Origin of the sequence: Methylophilus sp. QUAN (assembly GCF_015354445.1) — a bacterium.
Taxonomy (GTDB): domain Bacteria; phylum Pseudomonadota; class Gammaproteobacteria; order Burkholderiales; family Methylophilaceae; genus Methylophilus.
Genome location: NZ_JADKYT010000003.1, coordinates 496,266 through 523,014, shown reverse-complemented (window position 1 = coordinate 523,014; position 26,749 = coordinate 496,266). Strand labels below are relative to the sequence as shown.

Genomic DNA, 26,749 nt, shown 5'->3' with positions numbered 1-26,749 from the left:
GCTCATGCCTTGCTTACAGAAATGCCTGGGATTACGTTAAAATAGCTGTTTTACTTTCGTGACGAAGCGCGCGCAACGCGCGCTTCAAAAAAGAATCTTTATGACAGACGTAAACCAAGCCTCAACGGCGGCTGAAGCCCTGAGTCCAGACATTGTAAACGCCCTGGCGATTATCAAACGCGGTGCCGATGAGTTGTTAATTGAGCAGGAGCTGATTGAAAAGCTGAAAACCGGCAAGCCTTTACGTGTGAAAGCCGGGTTTGACCCGACCGCACCTGATTTGCATCTGGGGCACACCGTGCTGATTAACAAATTGCGCCAGTTGCAGGATCTGGGGCACCAGATTTTGTTCCTGATCGGGGATTTTACCGGCATGATCGGTGACCCGACCGGCAAAAGTACCACGCGTCCACCGTTAACCGTTGAGCAGGTCAAAGCCAATGCCGATACTTATTCTGAACAGGTGTTCAAGATTCTGGATCCGGCCAAAACCGAGATTGTGTTTAACTCCAAATGGTTAAGCGACCTCGGGGCGGCGGGCATGATTAAGCTGGCAGCCAGCCACACGGTGGCCCGTATGCTGGAGCGTGATGATTTCTCCAAACGCTTCAAAGGCAACCAGCCGATTGCGATTCATGAGTTCTTGTATCCATTGTTGCAAGGCTATGACTCTGTCGCGTTGCAGGCAGATTTGGAACTGGGTGGCACAGACCAGAAATTTAACCTGCTCATGGGCCGTGAGTTGCAAAAGCAGGCTGGCCAGTCACAGCAGTGTGTGCTGATGATGCCGCTGCTGGAAGGCTTGGACGGCGTCAACAAGATGTCCAAGTCCTTGGGTAATTACATTGGTATCAGCGAAGCGCCAGAGACGATTTTTGCCAAGATCATGTCTATTTCTGATGACCTGATGTGGCGTTACATTGACCTGCTGTCATTTGCTACCCTGGAAACGATTGCCGAGTGGAAGGCGCAAGTGGCTGCTGGTGACAATCCGCGCAATATCAAGGTTGGATTTGCACAAGAAATCGTCGCCCGCTTTCACGGCCAGGCCGCGGCTGAAAAAGCCCTGCAGGACTTCCAGACACGTGCCAAAGGCGGTATTCCTGATGATGTGCCTGAGGTGGAAGTGGTGATTGATGGCGACAGCATAGGCATCAGCCAGTTGCTCAAGCAGGCCGGCCTGGTCGAGAGCACCAGTGAGGCCATGCGTGCGGTGCAGCAGGGCGGCGTGAAACTGGATAGCGTGAAGGTGGAGGACAAAAACCTGCCGCTGGCTAAAGGCATGACTGTGGTGGCACAAGTGGGTAAACGCAAGTTTGCCAAAATCACCATTAAATAAAAAGCCTGCTAAACAAAAAGGCCGCAATTGCGGCCTTTTTGTTTTATAGCGATTTGCGTAAATTGGCTGGCGGAATATTCAGTGATTCGCGGTATTTGGCGATGGTCCTGCGTGCAACCACAATGCCTTGTTGCGCCAGAGTGTCAGTGATCTGATTATCAGACAGCGGTTTTTTCGGGTTTTCTTCGGCCACCATTTGCTTGATCAGGGCGCGAATCGCCGTGGCTGAGCAAGAGCCGCCTGCATCGGTCGCTACCGAGCTACCGAAGAAGTATTTCAACTCAAACACACCACGCGGTGTAAGCATGTACTTATGCGTGGTGACTCGTGAAACCGTACTTTCGTGCAGATCCAGCTCTTCGGCAATCTCACGCAATACCAAAGGACGCATGGCAATTTCGCCATGCTCAAAGAAGTTGCGTTGCCTGTCCACAATCGCCTGTGAGACGCGCAGGATGGTCGAAAAGCGCTGCTGGATATTCTTAATCATCCATTTCGCTTCCTGCATCTGGCTTTGCAGGTATTGGCCAGAGCTTTCACGGTTGCGCTTGAGAATATCCGCATACAGCTGGTTGATGCGTAGCTTGGGAATCACGCCGTCATTGAGCGACGCCATCCAGATGCCTTTGATTTTTTTGACCACCACATCGTGCTGAATAAAGTGGTCATGGCTAAAGCTGGCAAACTCGTTACCGGGTTTTGGGTTTTGCTGGCGGATCAGTTGCTGCGCACCTTTGAGCGCAGCTTCGTCGCAAGTGAGTACCTTGCGCAGTTTGACAAAGTCTTTGTTGGCCAGCAATGCCAGGTGGTCTTTGGCAATCGCCATTGCAATACGCAGATAAGGCGTTTCAGGCGGCAGTATCTGCAGCTGTAGCAGGATGCATTCACGCAGGTCGCGTGCACCGACACCAATTGGATCCAGGTTCTGGATCAATTTCAGTGCCGTTTCCAGCTCCAGTAACTCGATTTCCAATTCTGGTGGCAACAGGTCGACAATCTCCTGTAAATCCTGCTCTAAATAACCATCATCGTTAATGCTGTCGAGCAAGAACTTCACCAGATCCATGTCCCGCTTAGACAGGTGTGCCAGTTGCATCTGGTTGATCAGGTGTTCGCGCAGGCTGATGTTGCTGGCATCCTGGCGTGAGAAATCGCTATCTTCATCATCGAGGTTGTTGCGGCCAGCCTCATCCCAGTTGCTGGTGCTGCCAAACTCTTCATAGTCGTCCTCAAACTCGGGCGGTGAAAACTCTTCACTCAGATTGGCCTGCTCGCCTTCGTTGCCACCGAGCTCCTCGTGCAACTCTTCGCGCAAGGTCTCTGCTGGCGCGGTAATTTCTGTTTGCGTCGCGACATCAAACGAACTTGCATCGGGTAGCTCAGATTCTGCTGCCCCGGTTGCGGTGGGGGCGTTATCTTCAAATTCGCCCTCTTCACCATCGGCCATTTCCAGCAGCGGGTTTTCCTGCAGGATGGTTTCCAGCTCCTGGCTTAACTCCAGCGTCGACAACTGCAACAGCCGGATAGACTGCTGCAACTGCGGTGTCAGCGCCAGGTTTTGTGAGATGCGTAATTGCAGGTTTTGCTTCATAACTGGTTACAGCCTAAAATTCTTGCCCAGATAGACTTCACGTACGCCTTCGTTCTGAATGATCTCGTCTGGCGTGCCAGCGGCAAACACTGCGCCTTCATTGACGATATATGCCCGGTCACAAATGTCCAGGGTTTCACGCACGTTGTGGTCTGTAATCAAAATGCCGATATTCTGGCTGCTCAGGTAGCGGATAATTTTCTGGATCTCAATCACCGCAATTGGGTCAATCCCGGCAAACGGCTCATCCAGCAGGATGAATTTCGGATCAGTGGCCAGGCAGCGCGCAATCTCTACCCGTCGGCGCTCACCGCCCGACAGGCTCACGGCCTGGCTATGGCGGATATGCTGGATATGTAGTTGATCCAGTAAGGACTCCAGCCGCACTTCGCGTTCTTCTTCTGTATAAGGGCGGGTTTCCAGAATCGATAAAATATTATCGGTCACTGTCATTTTGCGAAAAATGGACGCTTCTTGTGGCAGGTAAGCCAGTCCCATGCGTGCGCGCTCGTGCATGGGGGAATGGCTCACATCTGCGCCATTGAGTGTAATGCTGCCATCGTCCAGTGCGACCAGGCCAACAATCATATAAAAACTGGTGGTTTTACCCGCGCCATTGGGGCCGAGCAGGCCAATCACTTCGCCGCTGTGTAGCTCTAGCGTGGTGTTTTTAACCACGGTGCGGCCCTGGTAGGCCTTTTTCAGGTGGCTGACACGTAAATGGTTATGATCTGGTGAAACTGTTGTCTGCATAAGGCCGTTCTTTAAGGTTGCACTTTCGCGGGCTCATTATTGGCGTCGGCAGGTGCTGGTTCCACTTTGATTTGCAGTGAGCGGTTCATGCGAAGCCCTTGCTGCGAGGTTGGCTTGTTATCAATCACGGGCGGCGTGGTTTTGTTTTTTGGCTGAATGGTTGCTTTGACGCGGCTGCCAGCAGTGCCGTTCGGGTTGGCTTTGGTGCCACCAATCACTTCGGCGTACTCTGCATTGGCGTCATAGCTGATGTAGTCGCCGGTGACGACATCTTCACCACGTTTGACCCAGGCGTTGGTATATAGCTGTACCTTGTCCATGCGTGCGTTGTATTCAATACGCTGTCCACTGCCTTGCATCCACTCGTCTTTGCCAGTGCGTTTTTGCTTGAATGTGGTCGGGTTGCCGGTACAAGTGCTGTGCTGAAAACCATCCTGGTCTTCACGCACAATCATTTTGTCGGCCTTGATTTGCAGGGTGCCCTGGTTGAGGATCACATTACCCGTGTAAATGCTGATCTTTTTGGCATCATTCACAGTGACGGTATCCGCTTCCAGCTCAATTGGCTGGTCACGGTCTGACTCTTCAGCCAGCACGCTGGTTGACCAGTGCAGCAGTGCCCATAAGGTCAAGCAGGTGGCATAAAATAATGGCTTGTGCGTGTTCAACTCATTTCTCCAGAATCAACGACCCTTGTGATTGCCTTTTTTCGTCTTGGCTGCCGGGCTTGCAGTTTTGGCGACGACGGGTGGGCGTACATAATGTACATGTACCCGGTTAAATAATTGCATGGTGCCAGCTTTGTTATCAAAGCGCATGCCGGTGCCTGTAATCACGGTCGCCGGTAGCTGGCGGATGGTGACCGGCAAATCGGTATATGCCAGGTCTGTATCCGGCTCCAGTGTTAAATGCTCGGTCTGCAACTGCATTTCAGGTTTGGCCAGCGTGCCCTGGCGAACCACTTTGACCTGCTTGCTAAACTCGACCAGTTTACCATTGGCCGAGACTTTGCCATGCTGGCCATGAATTTGGGTGTAAGGTTTATCCTGCCCAAACTGGGTGAAGCGCGGGCGTTGTAACTCAGTGTAGTCGTTATCCGGAAAGTGGCGCATCTCTGCGGCTGCTAACACGTATTTGGTATTACCAGTGGCGTCGGTACGCGTGCTGACAAAGTTATAGAGCATGTAGTCCGGATCGTGGCGGCTTAAGCGGCTCAAGCTCAGTGCCTGCTCCTGCACGGTCTGGTTAATCCAGAACGTCAGCAGCGCTAAAAACAGCATGAGCGCAATCGGCAATAAGATGGGGTGTTTAAGCATGTGGGAGTTCCAGGGCGCCAATCAACCTAAACGATTTTTGCCTTGAGTAAATCATGCATATTAAATGCGCCCACTAACTGCTGTTGCTCGTTCACTGCCATAAACCCGTTAATTTTATATTGCTCCATCAGGTTGACTGCTTCAACCGCCATTTGTTGCATGCCCAATAAACGTGGCTGCGTATTCATGACCGTTTTGATTGATTGTTGCGTATCGGTGGCACCTTGCATAAACAGGCGACGCAAATCGCCGTCGGTGAATACGCCGATTGGGTGTTGCGCGCTATCCACAATCGCTGTAAATCCCATGCCTTTGCTCGAAATCTGCGCAATGGCCTCCTGTACGGTGCCATCTTCGCTGATAGAGGGGATCGCATCCCCAGTACGCATGACATCTTTAATTCGTACCAGCAGTCGTCTGCCCAGGCTGCCACCTGGGTGTGACCGCGCAAAGTCCTCGGCAGTGAATTCGCGCAAGTCGAGCACGCAGAGCGCCAACGCATCGCCCAATGCCAGCGCGGCTGTCGTGCTGGCTGTGGGTGCCAGGCCTAGTGGGCACGCTTCGTGGCTGACCGCGGCACTTAAATGCACGTCTGACTCGCGCGACAGGGTGGAGTCTTCACTACCGGTAATGCTCAGGATACGGGCACCAATGCGGCGGATGGCAGGCAAAATGTTGATGATTTCATCACTTTCGCCGGAATTTGATAATGCAATCACCACATCTTCAGCCGTGATCATGCCCAGGTCGCCATGACTGGCTTCCGCTGGATGCATAAAGAAGGCCGGGGTGCCGGTGCTTGCCAGGGTGGCCGCAATTTTACCGCCGATATGGCCGGATTTACCCATGCCGGTGACGACGATGCGGCCGCGGCAGGCAAGAATCATGCTGACAGCCGCTTCAAACTCGCTGCCGATACGGTCGGCCAGTTGGCGGATTTCATCTGCCTCGTGCAGCAGTATGCCTCGTGCACGCGTCACGATGTCTGGACTTTTTACGAGGTGGACACCTGATTTTGCTGTGTTCATGGCGGGTTAGTATAGCAAGTGACGCCCCCGGCAAGAAAGCGAAACACAGCTTTTTTACGGATTTTTTATTAGTGGGCACATTTTTTGCATAAAATAGTGTTTTATGGCAGGATGCATCATCCTGAAACACAACTGTTTCAGAATATATCACTGACGATGCGTCTTAATATATTGTTCGCTGGCTGGTACTACGTCTGCACGGCCTGACATTAATGCTTTAGAATTTTTGCATGTTTGATTCCCTGATCCACTTATTATTATTGCTCACCAGCTCGGTCTTCGCCGTCGGCTTGTTCCGCATCCTGGGTTTGCCCGCGATGCTGGCTTACTTCATGATTGGCATTGTGCTCGGCCCGCACGCGCTGGGTTTGCTGGAAGACGAAGAAACTGGTCGCCAGGTGGCCGAGTTCGGTATTGTGTTCCTGATGTTTAGCATCGGTCTCGAGTTCAGCCTGCCTAAACTGTATGCCATGCGCAAAACCCTGTTTGGCCTGGGCGGTGGGCAGGTGGTGCTGACCTTGCTGGCCAGTCTGGTGCTGGGCAAACTGGCTGGCCTTAGCCTGACCTCTGCGTTCATTATTGGTGCAGCCATTACTATGTCTTCGACCGCCATTGTGTCCAAAATCCTGATGGAACGGGTTGATTTAAACTCCAGGCACGGACGTTTGAGTATCGGCGTGCTGCTGTTCCAGGACCTGGCAGTGATCCCGATTCTGGTGCTGATCCAGACCTTAGGCTCACACAGCGATAACTGGCTCGATGTGCTGGGACTGACCTTGTTCAAGTCCTCAATCCTGCTGTTCTTACTGTTCAAGTTCGGCAAAAATATCCTCAACTTCTGGTTTGAATTGGTCGCCAAACAACGCTCACGCGAGCTGTTTGTACTGAATGTATTGATGGTGACCTTGTTAATGGCCGCAGCCACTAACTTTGTTGGCTTGTCGTACGCCCTGGGTGCGTTTGTCGCGGGCATGCTGATTTCAGAAACCAAATACCGCTACCAGGTGGAATCTGATATTGCGCCGTTCCGCGATATTTTGCTGGGGCTATTCTTTATCAGTGTCGGCATGTTGCTCAACGTGTCTGTGCTGGTTGAGCATATCGGGTTGATTGTGGTGCTGCTCGCCCTGTTCCTGTTATTCAAGATCGGCCTCATCGCACTGTTAACCAAGTTCTACGGTTTTGAAATGGGCGTAGGCGTGCGTACCGGGATCATTCTCGGTCAGGCGGGTGAGTTCAGCTTTGTGGTGCTGGCGCTGGGGTTGCAGACCAACCTGATTGATGGCGACTCCTTGCAACTGGTATTGTCTGTTGCTGTGTTATCCATGCTGGTCGCGCCGTTTATTATTCAAAAAAACGGGCGTATTGCGCGTGCACTGGTCAAGAGTTATAGCCGCAACAGCATCAAGGTGGTGGATACCATCCAGGAGCATAGTCAGGACCTGCGCGACCATGTGATCATTTGCGGCTATGGTCGTAGCGGCCAGTATCTGGGACGTTTTTTGCGCGAAGAAAATATCCCTTATGTCGCACTGGATATGGATGCCAGCCGCGTGCAAGAAGCGGCCTCAGCCGGTGAAAATGTGATTTATGGGGATGCCGGGCGGCGCTCTGTGTTGGAGGCTGCTGGCTTGGCCAGGGCCAAGGCTGTAATCATCAGTTACGCTGAAACACGCGGCACCATGAAGGTGTTGCATGTGATTCAAGAGCGCAACCCCAATCTGCCAGTGATTGTGCGTACGCACGATGACAGTGAAATGGATGCATTGAGAGATGCTGGTGCAGCCGAAGTGGTGCCGGAAATCCTGGAAGGCAGCCTGATGCTGGCCTCACATGCGCTGGTGACTTTGGGCATTCCGCTGAACCGGGTGGTTAAGCGTATTCGCCTGTTCCGCGAAGAACGCTACAAGATGTTCAAAGGCTATTTCCGCGGCGTGAGTGATGCAGATACCTCGACTGCCTCATTGCCACAATTGCATTCGGTAGAAGTTTATAAAAATTTCTATGCGCACGGCTTGCGGCTAGACCATATCCCGTTTAGCGACTTTGCCGTCGAGGTTAAGCAATTGCGCCGACCCAATATGCCCGAGCCTATCTCTCCCAGGGATGATATCGTGTTGAATGAAGGCGATATCCTTGTCTTGCTGGGCAGTAACGCCGCCCTGATTGCGATGGAAGTCTATCTGATTTCCGGCCGCAAACCATAAGGCATACACACCATTGGCTAAGCGTTCAGTCGTGGTCGTCGGCGGTGGCATCGTCGGATGCCTGACCGCCATGCAATTACGCAAGCAAGGCCATGCGGTCACGCTGGTTGAGCGCAACATCATTGCCGCACAAACCTCGGGTGAATCTTCATGGGCCGGGGCAGGCATTGCTTTCCCTTTGCTGCCGTGGTTTTACCAGGATGTGGTCAATGAGCTGGCATTGGCAGGCGCGCGCGCCTATCCGGCCGTGAGTGCTGAGTTATATGCCGAAACTGGCATAGACCCCGAATGTAGCCAGAGCGGGATGTTGATTCAACCGCCGTTTGACCAGCAGCAAGCCATAGACTGGTGTACGCGCTTTGGCCTTGAATACGCGCTACAAGGTGGCAACCTGCTGATTCCCGAAGTCGTGCAGATCCGCAACCCACGCCTGTTGCAATCACTCAAGGCCTGGCTGATCAAGCATGGCGTCATCTTGCGTGAGCAAACGCAATTGATGCCGCTGCAAGAGGGGGGCGCACCAATCACCCGCTGGCAAACCACCACTGGTGATACTTTGTCTGCCGATGTGTTTGTCGTCACCTCCGGTGCCTGGAGCTTCGAGCTGCTTAAACAAACGGCCTCCAGTCTCGATATCAAACCCATGCGCGGGCAAATGTTGTTGTATCACATGATGCCTGGCCTGTTGCCGCATATTCTTTATCGCGACGGGTTCTATATGCTGCAACGCCGTGATGGGCACTTGCTGGCAGGTAGCAGCCTCGAGGATGTCGGTTTTGATACAGGCGTCACCGACAGTATGCGGCAGGAAATGCTGCAAAAGGCTGAGGCTATCTTACCTGCCTTGAAGGGGCAGCCGATTATCAAACACTGGAGCGGTTTGCGGCCGGGAACGCCGCATAATATTCCTAGTATTGGGCGACATCCGCAGATTGAGAATTTGTACCTGAATACTGGTCATTTTCGTTATGGGGTGACCATGGCGCCGGAGTGTGCGCGGCGGATTGCGGCGTTGTTGGGTTAGGCTGGGAAAGTAATTCTTTGGCGGATTGGTTGGGAGGTTGCTTTTCGCCTTTTCGGCGAGTTACTTTTCTTTGCTTGCCCAAAGAACAAGTAACCAAAAGAAAGTGCACCCCAGCTTCCGCTTGTTTCCTGTGCTACTCGGCTTGTCGGGCGGCAATCAAAAACTCGCTCCTACGGAGCTCAAACAGTTGCTTGCCGACAACTCCCGTCAACCCTGCGTTGCTCGGCGCGGCAGATGGGGACCCCGAAACCCAGATGAGCACCACCATTAGTGCTCTTAATAAACCAATCTGTTTTTTTAACCGTTCAAGCTTCTATGCTGTAAGTTTGGCGAGATAAGTCCCATCCCATCACGCTGAGTAGCGGAGACAAAATAAGAGTAGAGGGAGCGACTGTCCGAATCCCGCAGCAGCTCACGTTTTGTGTGAGCTGCCAGGTTGAGTTTCGTGACCGCTTATTTTGTTGAGCAACGCAAGGAAGCCGAAGGCCGTGATGGCTGGGTGCCCTCTTCTTTGGTTACTTTCTGAGGGGCAAGCATCAGAAAGTGACTCGCCTAGAGGCGAAAGAAATGCCTCGATACGGTAAGTGTCGCTTGAAAACGTAATTCTTAGTTACTTGGATAGGCTTTCGTTACTTAAACGGCTACCCAATCCCCACTTTTCCCGCCATGCTTCTCCAACACTCTCACCCCTTGTATGGTCATGCCTCTATCAATCGCCTTACACATATCATAAATCGTCAGCAAGCCCATCTGCACCGCGGTGAGCGCTTCCATTTCAACTCCTGTCTGGCCTGTGGTTTCGCATTGCACGCGGCAAGTGATGCTGTGTTGCGTTTCATCTGCCATAAAACTGACATCGACTCGGCTTAGGCTAAGCGGGTGGCAGAGTGGGATCAAATCACTGGTTTTTTTGCTGGCCTGGATCGCTGCAATACGGGCGATGCCGAGCACGTCGCCTTTTTTGGCATTGCCTTGCAGGATGGTTTGCAAAGTAGCGGCTTGCATGGTGATGTGACCTTCGGCAATGGCAATGCGCTTGGTATGCGCTTTGTCGCCGATATCCACCATGTGGGCATGGCCTTGGGCATTAAAATGGGTGAGTCCTGAGGTTGATTTTGTCATGGGTTTACGCGTGTGAAAAAGGATGAACTCAAGCGATGAAGTCGTTATCATAACAAGTTTGGGTAGTTGGCACAGGCTTGTGATCAGGTTGTGCCATTTCAAGCGCTAGGATTCATGACTTTTAAAAACCTTCAACATGCTTATCAACAGAGTAGCCGCCACGTGGTACGTGGCTTGCTGTTGTGCGGCCTGTTGCTGGTGCCGGGCGCGGCCTTGCAGGCCAATTATGCGACAGGTGTATTTTCGGGTAAGCCGTATGAGCCGGATGATCTGGACTTGAGTTTGCCGTCAGATTCATCTAATCAATTGCCGGAGCTGGGCGATGCTTCGCAAACCGTATTGTCATTGCGCGACGAGGAAAAAATTGCGCACCAGATCCTCAAGCAGGTCGCCACCAGTGAAGATGTGCTGGATGATGCTGAAGTGACGGATTATTTGCAGGCGCTGGGGACGCGCCTGGGGGAAAGCAGCCCTGACCGGCAACAAAAGTTTTATTTTTTTGTGGTGCAAGACAAGACCATTAACGCGTTTGCCATGCCTGGTGGCGTGATCGGTGTGCATACCGGTTTGTTTATGGCGGCCAACAGCGAATCAGAACTGGCCAGTGTGTTAGGGCATGAGATCGGCCATGTTACCCAGCATCACCTGGCGCGTATGCTGGCGTCACAAAAGTACGATATGTTTAAGAATATCGCGGCAACGGCGCTGGCGTTGTTGATTGCGCGCTCTAATCCGCAGGTGGGCATGGGGGCTATGACGGCCGCCTCGGCGGCCGGGATACAAAAGCAGCTGGATTACACGCGTGAACATGAGCGCGAGGCAGACCGTGTTGGCCTGACCATTTTGCAGGATGCAGGGTTTGATGTGCGCGCCATGCCCGCTTTTTTTACTACCATGCAGCGCGCGACACGTTTTGCTGATGGTGGCAGCATGCCCAGCTATTTGCGTACGCACCCGCTGACCAGTGAGCGGATTGCCGACATTGGTAACCGCGTGCAAAACCTGCCTTACAAGCAGGTGAATGAAAGCCTGACTTTTTTCCTGATGCGGGCAAAAATTCGTGCTTTTGAGGGCGCCCCGCAACAAATGGTAGAAGAGTTCCAGAACAATATTAATGAAGGGCGTTTTCAGAACGAGGTGGCGGAACATTACGGCCTGGCCTATGCCTGGCTGCGGGCTAATCAACCCAAGAATGCGCAGGTGGAAGTCGATTGGCTGGTGCAGCATGGCATGAATAACCCTTACCTGATCACCCTCAAAGGTGTCACCTTGGCCAAACTGGGACAAGTGGCGCAAGCGCAGGCGCTGTTTGTGCAGGGCTTGCAGCAATATCCCAAGCACAGAATTTTGGCGCAAGGGGAGGCTGAGTCTCTGGTCCGCGGTAATCAATGGGCGCAAGCGGTGACATTTATTCAAAAACAGCTGGATACTTTTCCGGATGACCCCAAGTTATATGATTGGCTGGCGGCGGCTTATCAGGGGCAAGGCAAGCAGATGTTGCGGCATCAGGCCTTGGGCGAGAGCTATGTACGTAAATATGATTTGCCACGCGCGATTGACCAGTTTGAAATTGCCAGTAAAACCAAAGATGGTGATTTTTATCTGCAATCCAAAGTGGAAGCGCGGTTGAAAACGCTCCGGCAGCAGCTCAAGCTTGAGCAAGGCGATGATAAAAACGGATGATAGGGGGCGCGATGCAGAGACGGGCGTGGTTAAAGGCGGGCCTGGCATTGATTGCCATGCCATTCTGGCTGGTGGCGCGCAAGCTGGAGGCGGCTACCTGGTTTACGCAAGCTTTTGAGGCTAAGCAAACAGCGGACGTTATAACTGCGCTTAAAGCGACCGCGGTGCCCGTGTCGCCTGATTTACAGATTGATGCACCACAAAAAGCTGAAAATGGTGCCGTGGTACAGGTGGAGTTGGCGAGTAAGCAGCTCGCTGGTAGCCTGAGTAGCTTGCGCTTGCTGGCCGATGCCAATCCGACGCCACTGATTGCCAGTTTTGAATTCGGTAAGCAGGTGTTGCCCAAGCTGGTGACGCGCATCAAGCTGGCGCAGTCTGGCGAAGTGATTGCCCTGGCGCAGCAGGCCAACGGTCAGTTCCAGCAACAGCGACGCCAGGTGATTGTGCTGGAAGATGGCTGTGCCGGTAGTGAACGTGAAGAACCGTTTGCCAGCAGCATGAAAATGCGTGCACGATTGATGGATGAGCGTTCGCCAGGCAAGCCAGTCACTGAACTAAAGATTATTATTTTGCATCCCATGCGTACCGGCCGCAGCAAAAACGATGACGGCCAGCTACTGCCTGCGCATTTTATGCAACTGATGCAGGTGGTGCTGAATGGACAAGTGATTATTGATGTGCAAACCGGCACTGGTATTTCGCGTAACCCTTACTTTACCTTTTATCTACAAGACGCCAAGGTGGGGGATGTGATTGCGGTAAACTGGCAAGATAACCTGGGTTATGAAGGCCATGGTCAGGTCTCGGTGTCGGCCTGATTTTTAATCGTTAATTTTATTGATTAATAATATTTATCAATAAAATTAATATAATCAATTTTACATATAATGTATGTGTGCTTAAAATGCATCCATTCGCTGTTGAAATGCAGCAAATCTTTAATTAACCCGTGTTCTAAATTATATAAAAGGAGAACTACATGTCATTGATTAACACACAAGTACAACCATTTAAGGCGCAAGCATTCCACAACGGTAAATTTATCGAAGTGACTGAAGAGTCTTTGAAAGGCAAATGGTCTGTGTTGATTTTTATGCCAGCAGCGTTCACTTTCAACTGCCCAACAGAAGTTGAAGATGCGGCTGACAACTACGCAGAATTCCAGAAGGCTGGTGCTGAAGTGTACATCGTGACCACCGATACGCATTTCTCCCACAAGGTTTGGCACGAGACTTCACCAGCAGTGGGCAAAGCAAAATTCCCATTGGTTGGTGACCCGACACATCAATTGACACGTGCATTTGACGTGCATATTGATGAAGAAGGTCTGGCATTGCGCGGTACATTCGTGATCAACGCTGATGGTGTAATCAAAACAGCTGAAGTGCATAGCAACGAAATCGCCCGTGATGTGAAAGAAACCTTGCGTAAGTTGAAAGCAGCGCAATACACCGCTGCCCACCCAGGCCAGGTTTGCCCAGCCAAATGGAACGACGGTGCTGCAACATTGACACCATCTTTGGACTTGGTAGGTAAGATCTAATCTTATTGCCTTGAGCAAAGCCCTGCGCAAGCAGGGCGCTCAGGTAAAGTCACCCGGTTGTCTTTAATATGGCGGTGGTTTTACCTGAGCGAGCTTCCCCCCAACCATGTTTGATTGCCATACGATATGGCCACGGCTTGTTGTTGCCGCAAGGTTTAGACAAGTGCGTGAATTTGGAGAGTAAAAATGTTAGACGATACCTTAAAGACACAACTGCAAACCTACCTGGGCATGCTGCGTCAGCCTATCCGTCTGATTGCATCCCTGGATAACAGCGACAATGCGGCCAAAATGCGCGAGTTGTTGCAAGAGATTGCTGCGTTGTCAGACAAAGTCAGCCTGGACGAAACTGGTGATGATGCCCGTAAACCTTCTTTCGTGATTGCTAAAGAGGGCGAGACCCGTGGCGTGCGTTTTGCGGCGATTCCATTAGGCCATGAGTTCACTTCACTGGTGTTGGCCCTATTATGGACCGGCGGCCATCCACCCAAAGTGGAGCAGGATGTGCTCGACCAGATCAAGGCGCTCGACAGCGATTTGAACTTTGAAGTCTATATGAGCTTGTCTTGCCATAACTGCCCGGACGTGGTGCAGGCAACCACCTTGATGACGGTGTTTAACCCGCGCATTAATGTGACGGTGATTGACGGTGGTTTGTATCAGGACGAAGTGAATGCGCGCAACGTGATGGCGGTGCCGGCCACTTTCTTGAATGGCGAGATGTTTGCCTCTGGCCGTATGCTGGTGGAAGAGTTTCTGGCCAAAGTTGATACTGGTGCAGTTGCAAAAGAAGCCGAGAAAATCAGCGCCAGAGAACCGTTTGATGTACTGGTGGTTGGCGGTGGACCAGCGGGTGCTTCAGCTGCGATTTATGCAGCCCGTAAAGGCATACGTACCGGTATCGTTGCTGACCGTTTTGGTGGTCAGGTTAATGACACACTGGCGATTGAAAACTTTATTTCTGTGAAAGAAACCGAAGGGCCAAAACTGGTAGCAGCACTTGAAGAGCACGTGAAAACCTATGACGTGGATATCATGCCGTTGCAACGTGCGGTTGGCCTGAGTGAACCACAAAAGGACAACAAACATGCTGGCCTGATTGAAGTGAAGCTGGAAAGTGGAGCGACCCTGCGTAGCAAGTCTGTGATTCTGGCCACAGGCGCCCGTTGGAAAAACCTCAACGTGCCTGGTGAAGTGGAATACAAAAACAAGGGCGTGGCGTATTGCCCGCACTGCGATGGACCTTTGTTTAAAGGCAAGCACGTGGCGGTAGTCGGTGGCGGTAATTCTGGTGTTGAGGCCGCAATCGATCTGGCTGGTGTGGTGGGGCATGTGACTTTGCTGCAATTCGACACCGAGCTCAAAGCCGATGCCGTGTTGCAACGCAAGTTGCGCTCACTGCAAAACGTGACTATTTTAACCAGCGCGCAAACCACCGAAATTACCGGTGACGGTACACGTGTCAACGGCCTGACTTACCTGGATCGCGTCAGCGGCGAGAGCAAGCATGTTGCACTGGAAGGCGTGTTTATCCAGATTGGCCTGGTGCCGAATAGTGACTGGTTGAAAGGTACTTTGGACCTGAGCAAGTATGGTGAGATTGAGATCAACAACCATAACGCCACCTCATTGCCAGGCGTGTTTGCGGCGGGGGATGTGACAACGATCCCTTACAAGCAAATCGTCATTGCCATGGGTGAAGGGTCTAATGCAGCACTGGGTGCGTTTGATTACCTGATTCGCCAGTAAGTGTAGTAGCAATAAAAAACCTGCTTCGGCAGGTTTTTTTATTTGGGGTGACTTGGAAAACTGATCAGGAAACTAAAGACAATGAAACCGCTTCGGCGACTTTAATCCCATCCACTGCAGCAGACAAAATACCGCCTGCGTAACCAGCGCCTTCACCACATGGAAACAAACCTTTGGTATTAATGCTTTGCAATGTGTCGTCGTCTCGTTTGATACGGATAGGGCTAGACGTACGGGTTTCCACGCCCGTCAAAATGCCATCTTTCAGATCAAAATTTGGAATCTGTTTAGCAAAGGCTGGAATCGCTTCGCGAATGGCTTCAATGGCGAAAGTGGGCAACGCAGACTCAAGGTTGGTGAGATGTACGCCAGGTGTGTAAGACGGCGTCACTTCACCAAAGGCGGTAGACGGCTTATTCGCCAGGAAATCACCAATCAATTGCCCGGGTGCGGAATAGTTGCTGCCGCCCAGTACAAACGCCTGACTTTCCAGTTGGCGCTGTAATTCAATGCCGGCCAATGGATGATCGGGATAATCCACTTCCGGGGTAATGCCGACCACAATGCCTGCATTCGCATTGCGCTCGTTACGGCTGTATTGACTCATGCCGTTAGTCACGACGCGATTAGGTTCGGACGTGGCCGCGACGACGGTGCCGCCAGGGCACATGCAGAAGCTGTATACACTACGGCCATTTTTGGCGTGGTGTACCAGTTTGTAGTCTGCGGCGCCCAGCTTTTGCAGAATATCGTCGCTATAACTTTTGCCGTAGCGCGCACGGTCAATCAGGCTTTGCGGATGTTCGATACGGAAGCCAATCGAGAACGGCTTGGCTTCGATATAAATGCCTTTTTCATGCACCATTTCAAAGGTGTCACGGGCGCTGTGGCCCACGGCCAGTACCAGGTGGTTGGTCGGCAGGTATTCACCGGTATGCACGGTGACGCCCTGTACCTGTTGGTCTTTGATATCAATGTCGGTCACGCGTTGGCTAAAGCGGATTTCGCCGCCCAAGCTGATGATAGTGCTACGCATTTCCTCCACCATGCTTACCAGCTTGAAGGTGCCGATATGTGGATGGCTGATATAGAGAATTTCTTCCGGTGCGCCAGCTTTAACAAACTCCTGCAGCACTTTGCGGCCGTAATGTTTGCTGTCTTTAATCTGGCTATAGAGTTTGCCATCAGAGAATGTACCGGCGCCACCTTCACCAAACTGCACGTTGGATTCTGGGTTCAATTCGCGTTTGCGCCATAATCCCCAGGTGTCTTTGGTGCGTTGGCGGACTTCTTTGCCACGTTCCAGCACAATCGGTTTGAAGCCCGCCTGGGCGAGAATCAGCGCAGCAAAAATCCCGGCGGGACCAAAGCCAACCACTACCGGTCTAAGCGTGTTTTCTACAGCCTTTTCGGGCGCGGTCGTGACAAATTGATAAGTGGTATCCGGCGCGGGTTTGATATGCGGATCTTTTTTAAACTTGGCTAAAATTTTCGCCTCGTTTTTGACTTCGGCATCTATGTTATACACATACAAGATCGCATGCGATTTTCGCGCATCTACACCGCGTTTAAAAATCTCAAAACTGATTAATTCACTTTCAGGAATTTCCAGTCGTTTGAGGATTGCCGCTTTGATCTGGTCGTCCTGATGTTTGAGGGTTTCGGCTTGTACCAGCGGCAGTTTGATTTCGGTAATGCGTAACATAAAGGTCTCGTGGATAGTGGTTATCTATCAAAACTCTATTTTATTATAATCAGACTAGTCGTATCATAGATTTTATTCGGCTTCGATTTAATCTGCGCAAAAAAATGACGATATAAACATCGTATGTTTAATTACAAGCGACGAATACTTATCCCGTTAATCATTGCTGCTGCACTGTTGTGCATTTCAATGATATGGCTGTTTATTGCCATGTATCAGCTTGTCTATTACTCCGAGCAAAAAGATCTGGTTGACCGCCAGCGCTATGACATCGTTGCTTTGGGCAAGGCGATCACTAATGCCGAAAGCGGCCAGCGTGGCTACTTGCTCACAGGCCATACCCTGTTTCTTGATACGCTGGAGCAGGGCCGTATAGAAACCAAGCAAGTGATGGCCAAGCTGGATAAGCAGTCATTGGATTTCCCTGAGGTGCGGTCCGGCCTGGAAACCATTAAACAATTGGTGCACCAGAAATTTGATGTGATGGATCAGAGCATTCAGGTGCAATTACATGCCGGCGAATTTGCATCGCATTTGTCACTCAGTAAAGATAAAAGCCGTGAATTGATGAAGCTGATTGATGATCAGCTCGACGAGATTGACAGTAAGTTACAACGGCTCAGGGAAGGGTTTGAGCAGGAAATCCGCAAGCGTATGTTTGCCTCTGTGATTGGTGCTATTTTGCTGGGCGTGCTGATTATTGGCGTGTTGCTGTTTTCTTATCGCAGCACAACTGATTTGCTGGAACAGGTGTTGGAAAACCAGGCCGTTGCCAAACAGGCCAGTCATCAGGCTGATCACGATTTATTAACTGGTTTGCCTAACCGTCGCAGTGTCGATGTACATCTGGCCAATACTTATCAATTGGCCAGGCATACCTCCAAGCAGTTTGCGGTTCTGTTTATGGACCTTGACGGCTTCAAGCTGGTAAATGATAAATATGGCCATGGCGTAGGTGATGCGTTGCTGATAGAAGTGGCCGATATGTTTAAAAAAGTACTCAGGCAGTCGGATTTTCTGGCACGCCAGGGCGGGGACGAGTTTGTGCTGGTGGTGGGCAGTTATTTATATCGTCACGAATTAACACAGCTGGCCGAGCGACTGATCAGGTTGTTTGCGCAGCCGGTGGTGGTGCGCGGTATCCCGCTGGAGATTGGTGTCAGTATCGGCATTGCCGAATATCCGCACCATGGCAAGCATGTCAAACAGCTGCTGCATGTGGCGGATAAAGCCATGTATGACTCGAAGAAAAACGGCAAAAACCGCTATAGTTTTGGGTCAGAATAAAGGCGCTCAGAGCGCGTCTTGCAACATTTTTTTCAGTGACTGCACGGTGACTGCTTTTTTAGCCGTCAGTGACCATTCATCCAATGCCTCCAGCACCGCCATCAAGGTTGGTAAGTCGCGGCGCAGATAGCGCAAGCAGTAAGCAATCACTTCGTCTGGCAGTTTCATGCCGCGATCACGGGCATGTGCGCGCAGGGCATCAGCTTTTTCATCGTCACTGAGCGGATGTAATTGATAGACCAGTCCCCAGGCCAAACGCGTGGCCAGGTCGTCACGCAAACCCATTTGGGTGGGTGCATAATTGCCAGCGGTGACTAACACGCCGCCTTCGGCTTTAATCTGGTTGTAGGTATCAAACAACACGATTTGTGACTCTTCATCCAGCAGGTGCACGTCGTCTGCAATGTGCGCGCCCATGTCTTGCGCAGCGAGCAGTAAATGGCTTTTACCACTGCCGGATTCTCCCCACAGGTAAATAAAGCGGGTGGTGGCCTGACCAGCCAGTACGGCATGCACACTGGCAAGCGCCTCCTGGTTTTGGCCAACGATATAGTTATCAAAACGCGGCGCAGCCGGAGGTTGAATATTGAGCAACAGTTGTTTCACAGCAGTCGTTTCAGGTGTCTGGAAATCATTCGTCCAGGGTTTGAATGATTTGCGGTTGGCTGCTCAAATAAGCTTCGCTACGCAAATAACTTTGTTTGGTATGGCGTACCCCCACAGCAATGGCTGCGCTGACCGGCAATGCCAGCAATACGCCCGCAAAGCCAAATAACTGGCCGCCTGCCATCAAGGCCAGAATGACAATGACGGGATGCAGACCGATACGGTCACCGACCAGAATCGGCGTGAGGATAAAGCTTTCTACCAGTTGGCCCACGCCAAACACCAGTAACACTGGCACAACTTCTGGCAACGAGGCGAACTGCAGTAAAGCCAGTACCACCGCCAGCACAAACGCCAGCGCAAACCCCAGGTAGGGTACAAAGCTGAGTAAACCGGCAATCATGCCGATCGAAAGTGCCATATCCAGGCCCGCTAACCATAAGCTGACACTGTAAAACACACACAATGACAGCATGACCGACAATTGGCCGCGCAAGAATTCGGCAACGACGCGGTCGATTTCAACCGACATGCTTTTGGCCCTGCCGACCCAGTCGCGCGGAATCAACTCGCCGATCTCCGCCACCATGTCATCCCAGTCGCGCAAAAAGTAAAACAGCACCACTGGTAGCAAACAGATATTGGCGAAAATGCCAATCAGGCTCAGGCTTTTCTGGCCAGCGTTGAGCAGGAATGCGCCTATCATGCTGCCTGCAGTTTGCCAGTGTTCGGTGATGAGCTTTTGCACATCGGTATGATTGAAATCAAGATGGATACCAAAGCGTTGTAGCAGCCAGGGTTCCACTTGCTGGTGAAAGTGGTCGAGTAGCAGCGGCAATCGCTGTGCAATCAGCAGTGACTGCTGTTGCAGCAATGGGATGATAATGAGCAACAGGCCGGTGACGACCAGGATCACGCCCAGCATCACTAGCAGCGTTGCCAGGGTACGGCCAATTTGCCAGCCACGTATGCCGGTTTCACTCAGGCGGTCTACCAGCGGATCTAGCATGTAGGCAATCACCGCCGCAGCCAGAAACGGGGTCAGGATAGGTTCCAACAGGTAAAACAGGTAGATAAAAACCGCCGTCACAATCCACCAGCGGTGATCGCTGACAAACTGGGTGGCGACAGATTTCTGATGATCCTGGTCTGACATGGGCGTGTGTGACACATCCGCACAATCCGGCATAGGTCGAAGCGGCAAGATGCGTTAAAATAATGATTATTTTAAAATTATACTGAATTTCAACGCTGTATCGCGCTTTGTTGTAAACATCTGCGCTGCTTACAGTGGTTCACCTGATTAATCGCATTGAAAGAAACGAGAGCATCTTGACGACTTCTTCTGATAAAACATCACTCACTTACCGCGATGCCGGTGTCGACATGGAGGCCGGTGATGCCCTGGTCGAGCAAATCAAGCCATTTGCCAAGCGCACCATGCGCCCGGAAGTGATGGGTGGTATTGGTGGTTTTGGATCACTGTTTGCCATGCCGAAAAAATTCAAGGAGCCAGTACTCGTATCTGGCACCGATGGTGTAGGGACCAAGCTGAAACTGGCTTTCCAGCTGGATAAGCATGATACCGTGGGTATCGACCTGGTGGCCATGAGTGTGAACGATATCCTGGTGCAAGGCGCTGAGCCGCTGTTTTTCCTCGATTATTTTGCTTGCGGCAAACTGGAAGTCGGCACGGCGGCAGCAGTGATCAAAGGCATTGCCCAAGGCTGTGAAGAGTCTGGTTGTGCGCTGGTGGGCGGTGAAACGGCCGAAATGCCTGGTATGTATCCCGCCGGTGAGTATGACCTGGCTGGTTTTGCGGTCGGTTGCGTGGACAAAGCTAATATCATTGATGGCTCTACTATCAAAGCCGGTGATGTGGTGTTGGGCCTGGCTTCCAGTGGTGCGCACTCCAATGGTTATTCACTGATCCGCAAGCTGATTGAAAAATCCGGTATTGATATGGAATCCGATTTTCATGGCCGCCGCTTTAAAGACGTGGTCATGGCACCGACCAAATTGTATGTGAAGTCTATCCTCAAGTTGCTGGACACCCTGCCAGTAAAAGGCATGGCACATATCACGGGTGGTGGTATCACTGAAAATATTCCACGCGTGTTGCCTGAAGGCTTGACGGCAGAAGTGCAGAAGTCCAGCTGGACTTTGCCGCCATTGTTCCAGTGGTTGCAGGCACAAGGCAACATTGAACCGATTGAAATGTACCGCACATTCAACTGCGGTATCGGCATGGCAGTGATCGTGGCGGCTGAGCATGCAGAGCAGGCACAAGCGGTGCTGGCTGGCGCGGGCGAGACGGTGTACCGCATTGGCCAGATTCGTGCGCAACAAGCAGGTGAAGCGCCAACCGTGGTGGTGTAATGCGTGATGGTGTAATGCTGCTTTTCAGCCATCACACGCGCTGCGTGGCCAGTCTGCTGGCCACGATGTTGCTGTTGGGGGCGCCTGTATTGTCAGCCGCGCCCAAGCAACTGACGCTCAAATATGATTTGCTGCAACAGGGCATCACCATTGGCACGGTCAAAGACCAGTTGAGTGTAACCGGCAACCGTTATCAAATCGCATCGCTGGCTGAAGGCAAGGGGATTTATAAGCTCATGGGTGAGCGCACACTCTCCAGCCAGGGCCAGGTAGTTGCCAATGCCTTGCGCCCAAATCGTTTTGAGTCTCGTCAGTCCAAGCACCCAGATAAAGCACTGATCAGTGATTTTGACTGGTCAAAGAAAGTGCTCAAAATGCAGATTAAAGATGAGCAAGCGACAGATAAGTTATCCAAGGGCACACAGGATTTATTAAGTGTGATGTATTGCTGGATGTGGCAACCGCCTAAGGACAAGCAGGTGAGTTTTGCCGTCGCCAACGGTAAAAAACTGGCACCGCATACGTTTGTGGTGACTGAGGAAACTACGCTATTGCAGACTGAAGCAGGGGCATTTAATGTGATTAAACTGACAGATGCGGATGGTGAGAAAACCCTGTATCTGGCCAAGGATAAGAATTACTTGCCAGTGAAGTTGGTGATTCAGGATGATGGTAAACGTATGGAACAGGTGATCACCAGTATCACCGGTCAGTAACCGGTTCTGCAGCGAGAGAAAGCGCGTGATGCAAGCATCAGGTCTGCGACACTGGATTCAACAGCATGTTTCATGGCCATTGGCACTGGCGCTCTGTTTTTCCTTATTACTGCATGTGTTTGCGTTTAGCGAAATGGATTGGCGCCACTGGTTTGCCGATGAAGCGTCAGCGCCCTCGGTATTGCAAGCGCGTTTATTGCCTCCGCCTAAGCCGCCTGCGGTCGCTGCATTGCCCAAACCAGCACAGGCAGCGCCAGCCAAGGCCAGGTCGGTGCAGCCGAAGCCTGCCTCACCCGTGGCGCAGGCCCCAGCAGCTGAGGCAGCTGGCGTGAGTGCGGAAGAACAAGCCTCGCCTGCGCTCGATGAGCAGCCGGTCAGTGGTGAAGAAAACGAGCAAGCCAGGCTGGCTGAAATCAATGCCTGGCATGAAATGAATCAGCCTGAAGCGGTGCCGGATGATGCGCGGTTACCGCCTTACCAGCATGTGAAGACTGACTTTGTTGTGTTTGTGAATGGCGAAGAGCGGCCCGCGGGCAGTGCAGAAATTGAGTATGTACGCGATACGCCGGAAACTTATCGTTTGCGCTGGCTGGTTGAAGGGCGTGGCCTGTTAAAATTGCTGTATCCTTCGCTGGAACAGCAAAGCACTGGCGAAGTGGGGCCAAGCGGCTTGAAGCCGCATTTGTATCGCTATGCTTTTGGTAGCCGTGCCAGTAAAACCTATGAAGCCACGTTTGACTGGGAAACCAATGTGATTACCCTGAAAACAGCCAAAGGTGAGCAGCAACGGGATTTACGCGTGAATACGCAGGACATTCTCAGCTTTATGTACCAGTTTATGTTTGTGCCACCGTTGCAAGAGATGCATGTGACACTGACCAATGGTCGCCGCGTGGGTGAATATGAATATAGTTTTGAAGGTGAAGATAGTCTGGTGATTGCTGACCAGGCTATTCAAACAGTGCACATCGTGCATACACGTGGTGACACTGACGAAAAAGTAGAGCTCTGGCTGGCCAGCGATTATCGCTATGTGCCGGTCAAAATCAAAAAACTGGAGAAAAACGGCATGGTGATTGAGCAAGTTGCCACGCGGTTGATCGCCGAGTAATGTAAGTATTTGAAAGATTCTGATGAACCAATCCCTGATGCGCCAGACAGCGATGTTGTTAAACGACATGCTGAAATTTGAAAGTCCGGCTGACGCCAAGCTGAGCGAGTTTTTTCGCCAACACCGTGAACTCGGTACCAAAGACCGTGCCTGGGTGGCCGAGACTGCTTATGGCGTGTTACGCCGTTATCGTTACCTGCGCGAAGTTTCCGTCACCGAGACAGACGAGCAGGAAGATACGCGTAAACTGATTATCGCCTGGTTGCTTAAAATTGAAGGCAAAAGCATCCGCGATCTGGATGAATTGCTGGATGAGCGCCAAAAAGAATGGGCGGTGACGATTAAAAGCAAAAACAGCGAAGGCTTTGCACCTGCCGTGCTGGCCGATGTGCGCGACTGGTTCTGGAACAAGCTGGTTGAACAATATGGCGAGGCCGAGGCCATGACCATTTGCCGCAGCATGTTTGAACAAGCCAGCCTTGATTTGCGCGTCAATACCATCAAGTCCAGCCGTGAAGAAGTGTTGTCACGCATGCTGGCAGAAAACACGGTCAAAGATAACGTCATCACGCCAACGCCATATTCCCCTGTTGGTATCCGCATGGGCGCCCGCTTGAATATCGGTAAACACATCCTGTTCACCGAAGGCAAAATTGAAGTGCAGGATGAAGGTAGCCAGTTATTGAGCTACCTGGTTGCGCCTAAGCGCGGCCAGATGGTGGCCGACCTGTGTGCCGGCGCCGGCGGTAAAACCCTGGCCCTGGGCGCACTGATGAAAAACACTGGCCGTTTATACGCGTTTGATGTGTCTGAAAAACGCCTGAACAACCTCGGCCAACGCCTGAAACGCAGCGGACTGTCTAACCTGCAAGCACAACTCATCAACAACGAAAACGACCAGAAACTCAAACGCCTCAATGGCAAGTTTGACCGCGTGCTGGTCGATGCGCCATGCAGCGGCCTGGGCACCTTGCGCCGTAACCCGGATTTAAAATGGCGTCAGGCCGAAGAAGATGTGGCTGAGTTGAACGTCAAGCAAACTAATATCCTCGCCCGTGCCGCCAAATTGTGTAAGGCCGGTGGCCGTGTGGTCTATGCCACATGCAGTTTGTTACGTGACGAAAACGAAGCCATTGCCGAAGCCTTTTTACAAGCGCATCCTGAGTTTAAATTGGTGCCTGCCAATGAAGTGCTGGCACAACAGAATATCGTGCTGGACACAGGCGATTACCTGAAACTGCTGCCACATTTGCATGGCACGGACGGCTTCTTTGCTGCGGTATTTGAGAAAACCGCTTAAGATTAAGATAGAGGCAGCCTAGGCTGCCTCTTTTTCATTCAATTTAGCTCATTGGGTCATCTCGAAGGTTGTTACATACATGAAAAAGCTCGGGCTTAATGGACAAATCTTTTTCGCCGCCACGGCTGCCGTGGCACTTGGTGTCTTTGCCCACGGCAGGCAGGTTGATCATGCTTTATATGCTGCCAACCTAGTCGGTACCCTGTTTATCGACCTGCTCAAAATGGTGATGATCCCGCTGGTGTTTTGCGCCATTGTCACCGGTATCGCTAATCTGCGTAAACATAGCCAGATCGACGTGGTCTGGAAAACCACACTATTGTTTTTTGCCACGACTACCATCATTGCAGTCGTTATCGGCTTGGGTGCCAGCCATCTTTTCCAGCCAGGGGCGGGTTTGCACCTCAATATGTTTGCTGATGCCATGCAGCAGTTTGAGGCCAAGCAACTCAGCCTGCCGGAGTTCTTCACGCAATTTCTGCATGGCGTGTTTATGAACCCGTTTAAAGCGCTGGCTGAAGGTAATATTCTGGCCATTGTAGCGTTTGCCTTGTTATTAGGCATTGCGCTGGTCATGTCCGCCGAGCGCTATCCACACTTGCTGGCCGTGTTTGAAGAAGGTATGGCGGTGGCGATGCAAATGATCAACTGGATTATGCGTCTGGCACCGTTTGGCATTGCGGCCTTGCTGTTCAAACTGGTCGCCACCCAGGATGTGAGTCTGTTTGCCAGTTTGACCAAGTTTATGCTGGTGGTGACAGGGACGACCTTGCTGCATGGCCTGGTGGTGTTGCCGCTATTGTTATTTCTGCTCACGGGCAAGCGTCCATGGTGGTTTTTGCGGCAGGCGCGTGAGTCCCTGCTCACGGCGTTTGCCACCAGTTCGAGTAATGCCACCATGCCGGTGACCATGCGTTGCGCGACAGAAAATATGCAGGTGAAACCCGAAATTGCAGGCTTTGTGGTGCCGCTGGGAGCCACCGTGAATATGGATGGCACCGCGTTATACGAAGCTGCGGCTGCCTTGTTTGTCGCGCAACTGGCTGGCATTGATTTGTCACTCGGGCAGCAACTGGTGGTGTGTTTTACCACCATGATCGCCGCTATGGGCGCACCTGGTATCCCGAGTGCAGGCATGGTCACCATGGTTATGGTATTGCAAAGCGTGGGTTTGCCCGCAGAAGCGATTGCCATTTTATTGCCGATAGACCGTCTGCTGGATACCGTGCGCACTGCGGTGAATGTCGAAGGCGACATGATCGGTAGCCTGGTGGTGCAACACCGAATCGAAAAATTAGCACAATAAATTCTCATGACTGAATTAATCATCAAACCTGCCCAAGTGCAGGATGCCGATGCCATTTCGGCGCTAGTCAATCGCGCTTATCGCGGCGAAAGCAGCCGGGCAGGCTGGACCACAGAGGCGGATTTGCTGGATGGTAAACGCACCACGACCGGCGATGTACTGGCATTGTTAAATCGTCATGATGCCGTGATCCTGACTGGCTGGGTCGCCGAAACGCTGATGGTCACGCTTTGTGCAGAATGGCATGCGGACGAACAAGTCGCGCATCTGGGCATGATTGCCGTGGAGCCAACGGCACAGAATCGTGGCTATGGTAAAAAAATGATTCTCGCCGCTGAGCAATTGTCAGTTGAGCGCTGGGGGGCGCGTGCCAGCCAAATGGCTGTGGTCAGTGTGAGGCAAACGTTGATTGCGTTTTACCAGCGGCTTGGGTACCAGGCGACGGGGGAGTTAAAGCCTTTTCCTTATCTGCCGGAGATGTGGCAGGCGAAGGTGGAGAATATGCAGTTGATCACTTTACAAAAGAATTTGATCGTCTAATTGATTGCTTGTGGCAGCGATGTTGCATTGTTAGATTGGTCTAGAAGGTAATTCTTTGGCGGGCTGGTTGGGAGGTTGCTTTTCGCCTTTTTGGCGAGTTACTTTTCTTTGCTTGCACAAAGAACAAGTAACCAAAAGAAATGCACCCCAGCTTCCGCTTTTATCCTGTGCTACTCGGTTTGCCGGGCGTCCATCGAAACTCGCCCTGACAAGCCACATACTTCGTGGCTTGTTGCGGAGCTCGGACAGCCGATGGCCGAAGGCTCCCGCCAACCCTGCGTTGCTCGGCGCGGCAGATGGGGACCCCGAACACCAAGTGAGCGCAACCATTCTTGGTGATTATCAGCAAAACAGAAGAATTATGCTTCCGTTAAATTTTCACTAATGGTTGTTTGACAAGACAAATCCCATCCCATCACGCTGAGTAGCGGAGATAAAACAAGG

Annotated in this window: 23 protein-coding genes; 14 read left to right on the top strand and 9 right to left on the bottom strand. The window is 51.8% G+C overall.

What is annotated here, in order from left to right; translation table 11 throughout:
* Positions 1 to 100: 100 nt before the first annotated feature.
* Complete coding sequence (tyrS, locus tag INP79_RS15005; RefSeq protein ID WP_194754999.1) at positions 101 to 1,339, top strand: tyrosine--tRNA ligase; 1,239 nt, start codon at positions 101 to 103, stop codon at positions 1,337 to 1,339.
* 43 nt (positions 1,340 to 1,382) lie between these two features.
* Here the strand turns inward: tyrS and INP79_RS15000 are convergent, their stop codons facing one another.
* From INP79_RS15000 to INP79_RS14980, 5 genes are read right to left on the bottom strand one after another with little or no spacing between them, the layout of a single operon-like run.
* Entirely contained in the window at positions 1,383 to 2,930 is a 1,548-nt protein-coding gene (locus INP79_RS15000) for an RNA polymerase factor sigma-54 (protein ID WP_194754998.1), read from the bottom strand.
* 6 nt (positions 2,931 to 2,936) lie between these two features.
* Positions 2,937 to 3,683 carry an LPS export ABC transporter ATP-binding protein gene (gene lptB, locus INP79_RS14995; RefSeq protein ID WP_194754997.1) on the bottom strand — a complete coding sequence of 249 codons (747 nt, stop codon included), beginning with the start codon at positions 3,681 to 3,683 and terminating at the stop codon, positions 2,937 to 2,939.
* Positions 3,684 to 3,694: 11 nt separating this feature from the next.
* Positions 3,695 to 4,351, bottom strand: a complete 657-nt coding sequence (lptA, locus tag INP79_RS14990; protein ID WP_194754996.1) for a lipopolysaccharide transport periplasmic protein LptA — start codon at positions 4,349 to 4,351, stop codon at positions 3,695 to 3,697.
* A 15-nt stretch (positions 4,352 to 4,366) separates the two neighbouring features.
* Positions 4,367 to 4,999, bottom strand: coding sequence for an LPS export ABC transporter periplasmic protein LptC (gene lptC, locus INP79_RS14985; RefSeq protein ID WP_194754995.1), 633 nt, complete (start codon positions 4,997 to 4,999; stop codon positions 4,367 to 4,369).
* A 26-nt stretch (positions 5,000 to 5,025) separates the two neighbouring features.
* Positions 5,026 to 6,027, bottom strand: coding sequence for an SIS domain-containing protein (locus tag INP79_RS14980; RefSeq protein WP_194754994.1), 1,002 nt, complete (start codon positions 6,025 to 6,027; stop codon positions 5,026 to 5,028).
* A 230-nt stretch (positions 6,028 to 6,257) separates the two neighbouring features.
* On the opposite strand from INP79_RS14980, the gene INP79_RS14975 reads away from it, so the two are divergent.
* Positions 6,258 to 8,234 carry a cation:proton antiporter gene (locus INP79_RS14975; protein WP_194754993.1) on the top strand — a complete coding sequence of 659 codons (1,977 nt, stop codon included), beginning with the start codon at positions 6,258 to 6,260 and terminating at the stop codon, positions 8,232 to 8,234.
* 13 nt (positions 8,235 to 8,247) lie between these two features.
* Positions 8,248 to 9,258 (top strand): FAD-binding oxidoreductase, encoded by a 1,011-nt coding sequence (locus INP79_RS14970; protein WP_194754992.1) that lies wholly within the window; start codon positions 8,248 to 8,250, stop codon positions 9,256 to 9,258.
* A gap of 633 nt (positions 9,259 to 9,891) precedes the next feature.
* Here INP79_RS14970 and moaC read toward each other — a convergent pair.
* The gene (gene moaC / locus INP79_RS14965; RefSeq protein ID WP_194754991.1) at positions 9,892 to 10,380 is read right to left on the bottom strand and encodes a cyclic pyranopterin monophosphate synthase MoaC; all 489 of its coding nucleotides are present in this window, start codon (positions 10,378 to 10,380) and stop codon (positions 9,892 to 9,894) included.
* A 114-nt stretch (positions 10,381 to 10,494) separates the two neighbouring features.
* On the opposite strand from moaC, the gene INP79_RS14960 reads away from it, so the two are divergent.
* The 4 genes from INP79_RS14960 to ahpF all read left to right on the top strand — a co-directional run bounded on the left by INP79_RS14960 (position 10,495) and on the right by ahpF (position 15,355).
* The gene (locus INP79_RS14960) at positions 10,495 to 12,063 is read left to right on the top strand and encodes a M48 family metalloprotease (protein WP_228520077.1); all 1,569 of its coding nucleotides are present in this window, start codon (positions 10,495 to 10,497) and stop codon (positions 12,061 to 12,063) included.
* Between the two features lie 11 nt (positions 12,064 to 12,074).
* Positions 12,075 to 12,881, top strand: a complete 807-nt coding sequence (gene soxZ, locus INP79_RS14955; protein WP_228520074.1) for a thiosulfate oxidation carrier complex protein SoxZ — start codon at positions 12,075 to 12,077, stop codon at positions 12,879 to 12,881.
* Positions 12,882 to 13,042: 161 nt separating this feature from the next.
* Positions 13,043 to 13,606, top strand: coding sequence for an alkyl hydroperoxide reductase subunit C (gene ahpC, locus INP79_RS14950; protein WP_019883695.1), 564 nt, complete (start codon positions 13,043 to 13,045; stop codon positions 13,604 to 13,606).
* Positions 13,607 to 13,792: 186 nt separating this feature from the next.
* Positions 13,793 to 15,355, top strand: coding sequence for an alkyl hydroperoxide reductase subunit F (ahpF, locus tag INP79_RS14945; RefSeq protein ID WP_194754989.1), 1,563 nt, complete (start codon positions 13,793 to 13,795; stop codon positions 15,353 to 15,355).
* A 64-nt stretch (positions 15,356 to 15,419) separates the two neighbouring features.
* On the opposite strand, the gene INP79_RS14940 is transcribed toward ahpF, so the two are convergent.
* Positions 15,420 to 17,060 carry an NAD(P)/FAD-dependent oxidoreductase gene (locus tag INP79_RS14940; protein ID WP_194754988.1) on the bottom strand — a complete coding sequence of 547 codons (1,641 nt, stop codon included), beginning with the start codon at positions 17,058 to 17,060 and terminating at the stop codon, positions 15,420 to 15,422.
* Positions 17,061 to 17,249: 189 nt separating this feature from the next.
* Here INP79_RS14940 and INP79_RS14935 point away from each other — a divergent pair, with 189 nt between their 5' ends.
* On the top strand, positions 17,250 to 18,347 hold the full coding sequence (locus INP79_RS14935) for a diguanylate cyclase domain-containing protein (RefSeq protein ID WP_194754987.1): 1,098 nt from the start codon (positions 17,250 to 17,252) through the stop codon (positions 18,345 to 18,347).
* A gap of 6 nt (positions 18,348 to 18,353) precedes the next feature.
* Here the strand turns inward: INP79_RS14935 and INP79_RS14930 are convergent, their stop codons facing one another.
* Both INP79_RS14930 and INP79_RS14925 read right to left on the bottom strand, forming a co-directional pair.
* Positions 18,354 to 18,953, bottom strand: coding sequence for a DnaA ATPase domain-containing protein (locus INP79_RS14930; protein ID WP_194754986.1), 600 nt, complete (start codon positions 18,951 to 18,953; stop codon positions 18,354 to 18,356).
* A gap of 25 nt (positions 18,954 to 18,978) precedes the next feature.
* Positions 18,979 to 20,109 (bottom strand): AI-2E family transporter, encoded by a 1,131-nt coding sequence (locus INP79_RS14925; RefSeq protein ID WP_194755097.1) that lies wholly within the window; start codon positions 20,107 to 20,109, stop codon positions 18,979 to 18,981.
* A 176-nt stretch (positions 20,110 to 20,285) separates the two neighbouring features.
* Between INP79_RS14925 and purM the strand changes: the two genes are divergently transcribed.
* The 6 genes from purM to INP79_RS14895 all read left to right on the top strand — a co-directional run bounded on the left by purM (position 20,286) and on the right by INP79_RS14895 (position 26,305).
* Positions 20,286 to 21,332 carry a phosphoribosylformylglycinamidine cyclo-ligase gene (gene purM / locus INP79_RS14920; RefSeq protein ID WP_228520072.1) on the top strand — a complete coding sequence of 349 codons (1,047 nt, stop codon included), beginning with the start codon at positions 20,286 to 20,288 and terminating at the stop codon, positions 21,330 to 21,332.
* Positions 21,332 to 22,048, top strand: a complete 717-nt coding sequence (locus INP79_RS14915) for a DUF3108 domain-containing protein (RefSeq protein ID WP_194754985.1) — start codon at positions 21,332 to 21,334, stop codon at positions 22,046 to 22,048. Before purM ends, INP79_RS14915 begins: the two co-directional genes overlap by 1 nt.
* A 28-nt stretch (positions 22,049 to 22,076) precedes the next feature.
* Positions 22,077 to 23,159: a DUF3108 domain-containing protein gene (locus INP79_RS14910; RefSeq protein ID WP_194754984.1), complete on the top strand. Its 1,083-nt coding sequence runs from the start codon at positions 22,077 to 22,079 to the stop codon at positions 23,157 to 23,159.
* 22 nt (positions 23,160 to 23,181) lie between these two features.
* Complete coding sequence (locus tag INP79_RS14905; protein WP_194754983.1) at positions 23,182 to 24,459, top strand: RsmB/NOP family class I SAM-dependent RNA methyltransferase; 1,278 nt, start codon at positions 23,182 to 23,184, stop codon at positions 24,457 to 24,459.
* 79 nt (positions 24,460 to 24,538) lie between these two features.
* Complete coding sequence (locus INP79_RS14900) at positions 24,539 to 25,765, top strand: dicarboxylate/amino acid:cation symporter (RefSeq protein WP_194754982.1); 1,227 nt, start codon at positions 24,539 to 24,541, stop codon at positions 25,763 to 25,765.
* 6 nt (positions 25,766 to 25,771) lie between these two features.
* Positions 25,772 to 26,305 (top strand): GNAT family N-acetyltransferase, encoded by a 534-nt coding sequence (locus INP79_RS14895; RefSeq protein WP_194754981.1) that lies wholly within the window; start codon positions 25,772 to 25,774, stop codon positions 26,303 to 26,305.
* Positions 26,306 to 26,749: the final 444 nt, after the last annotated feature.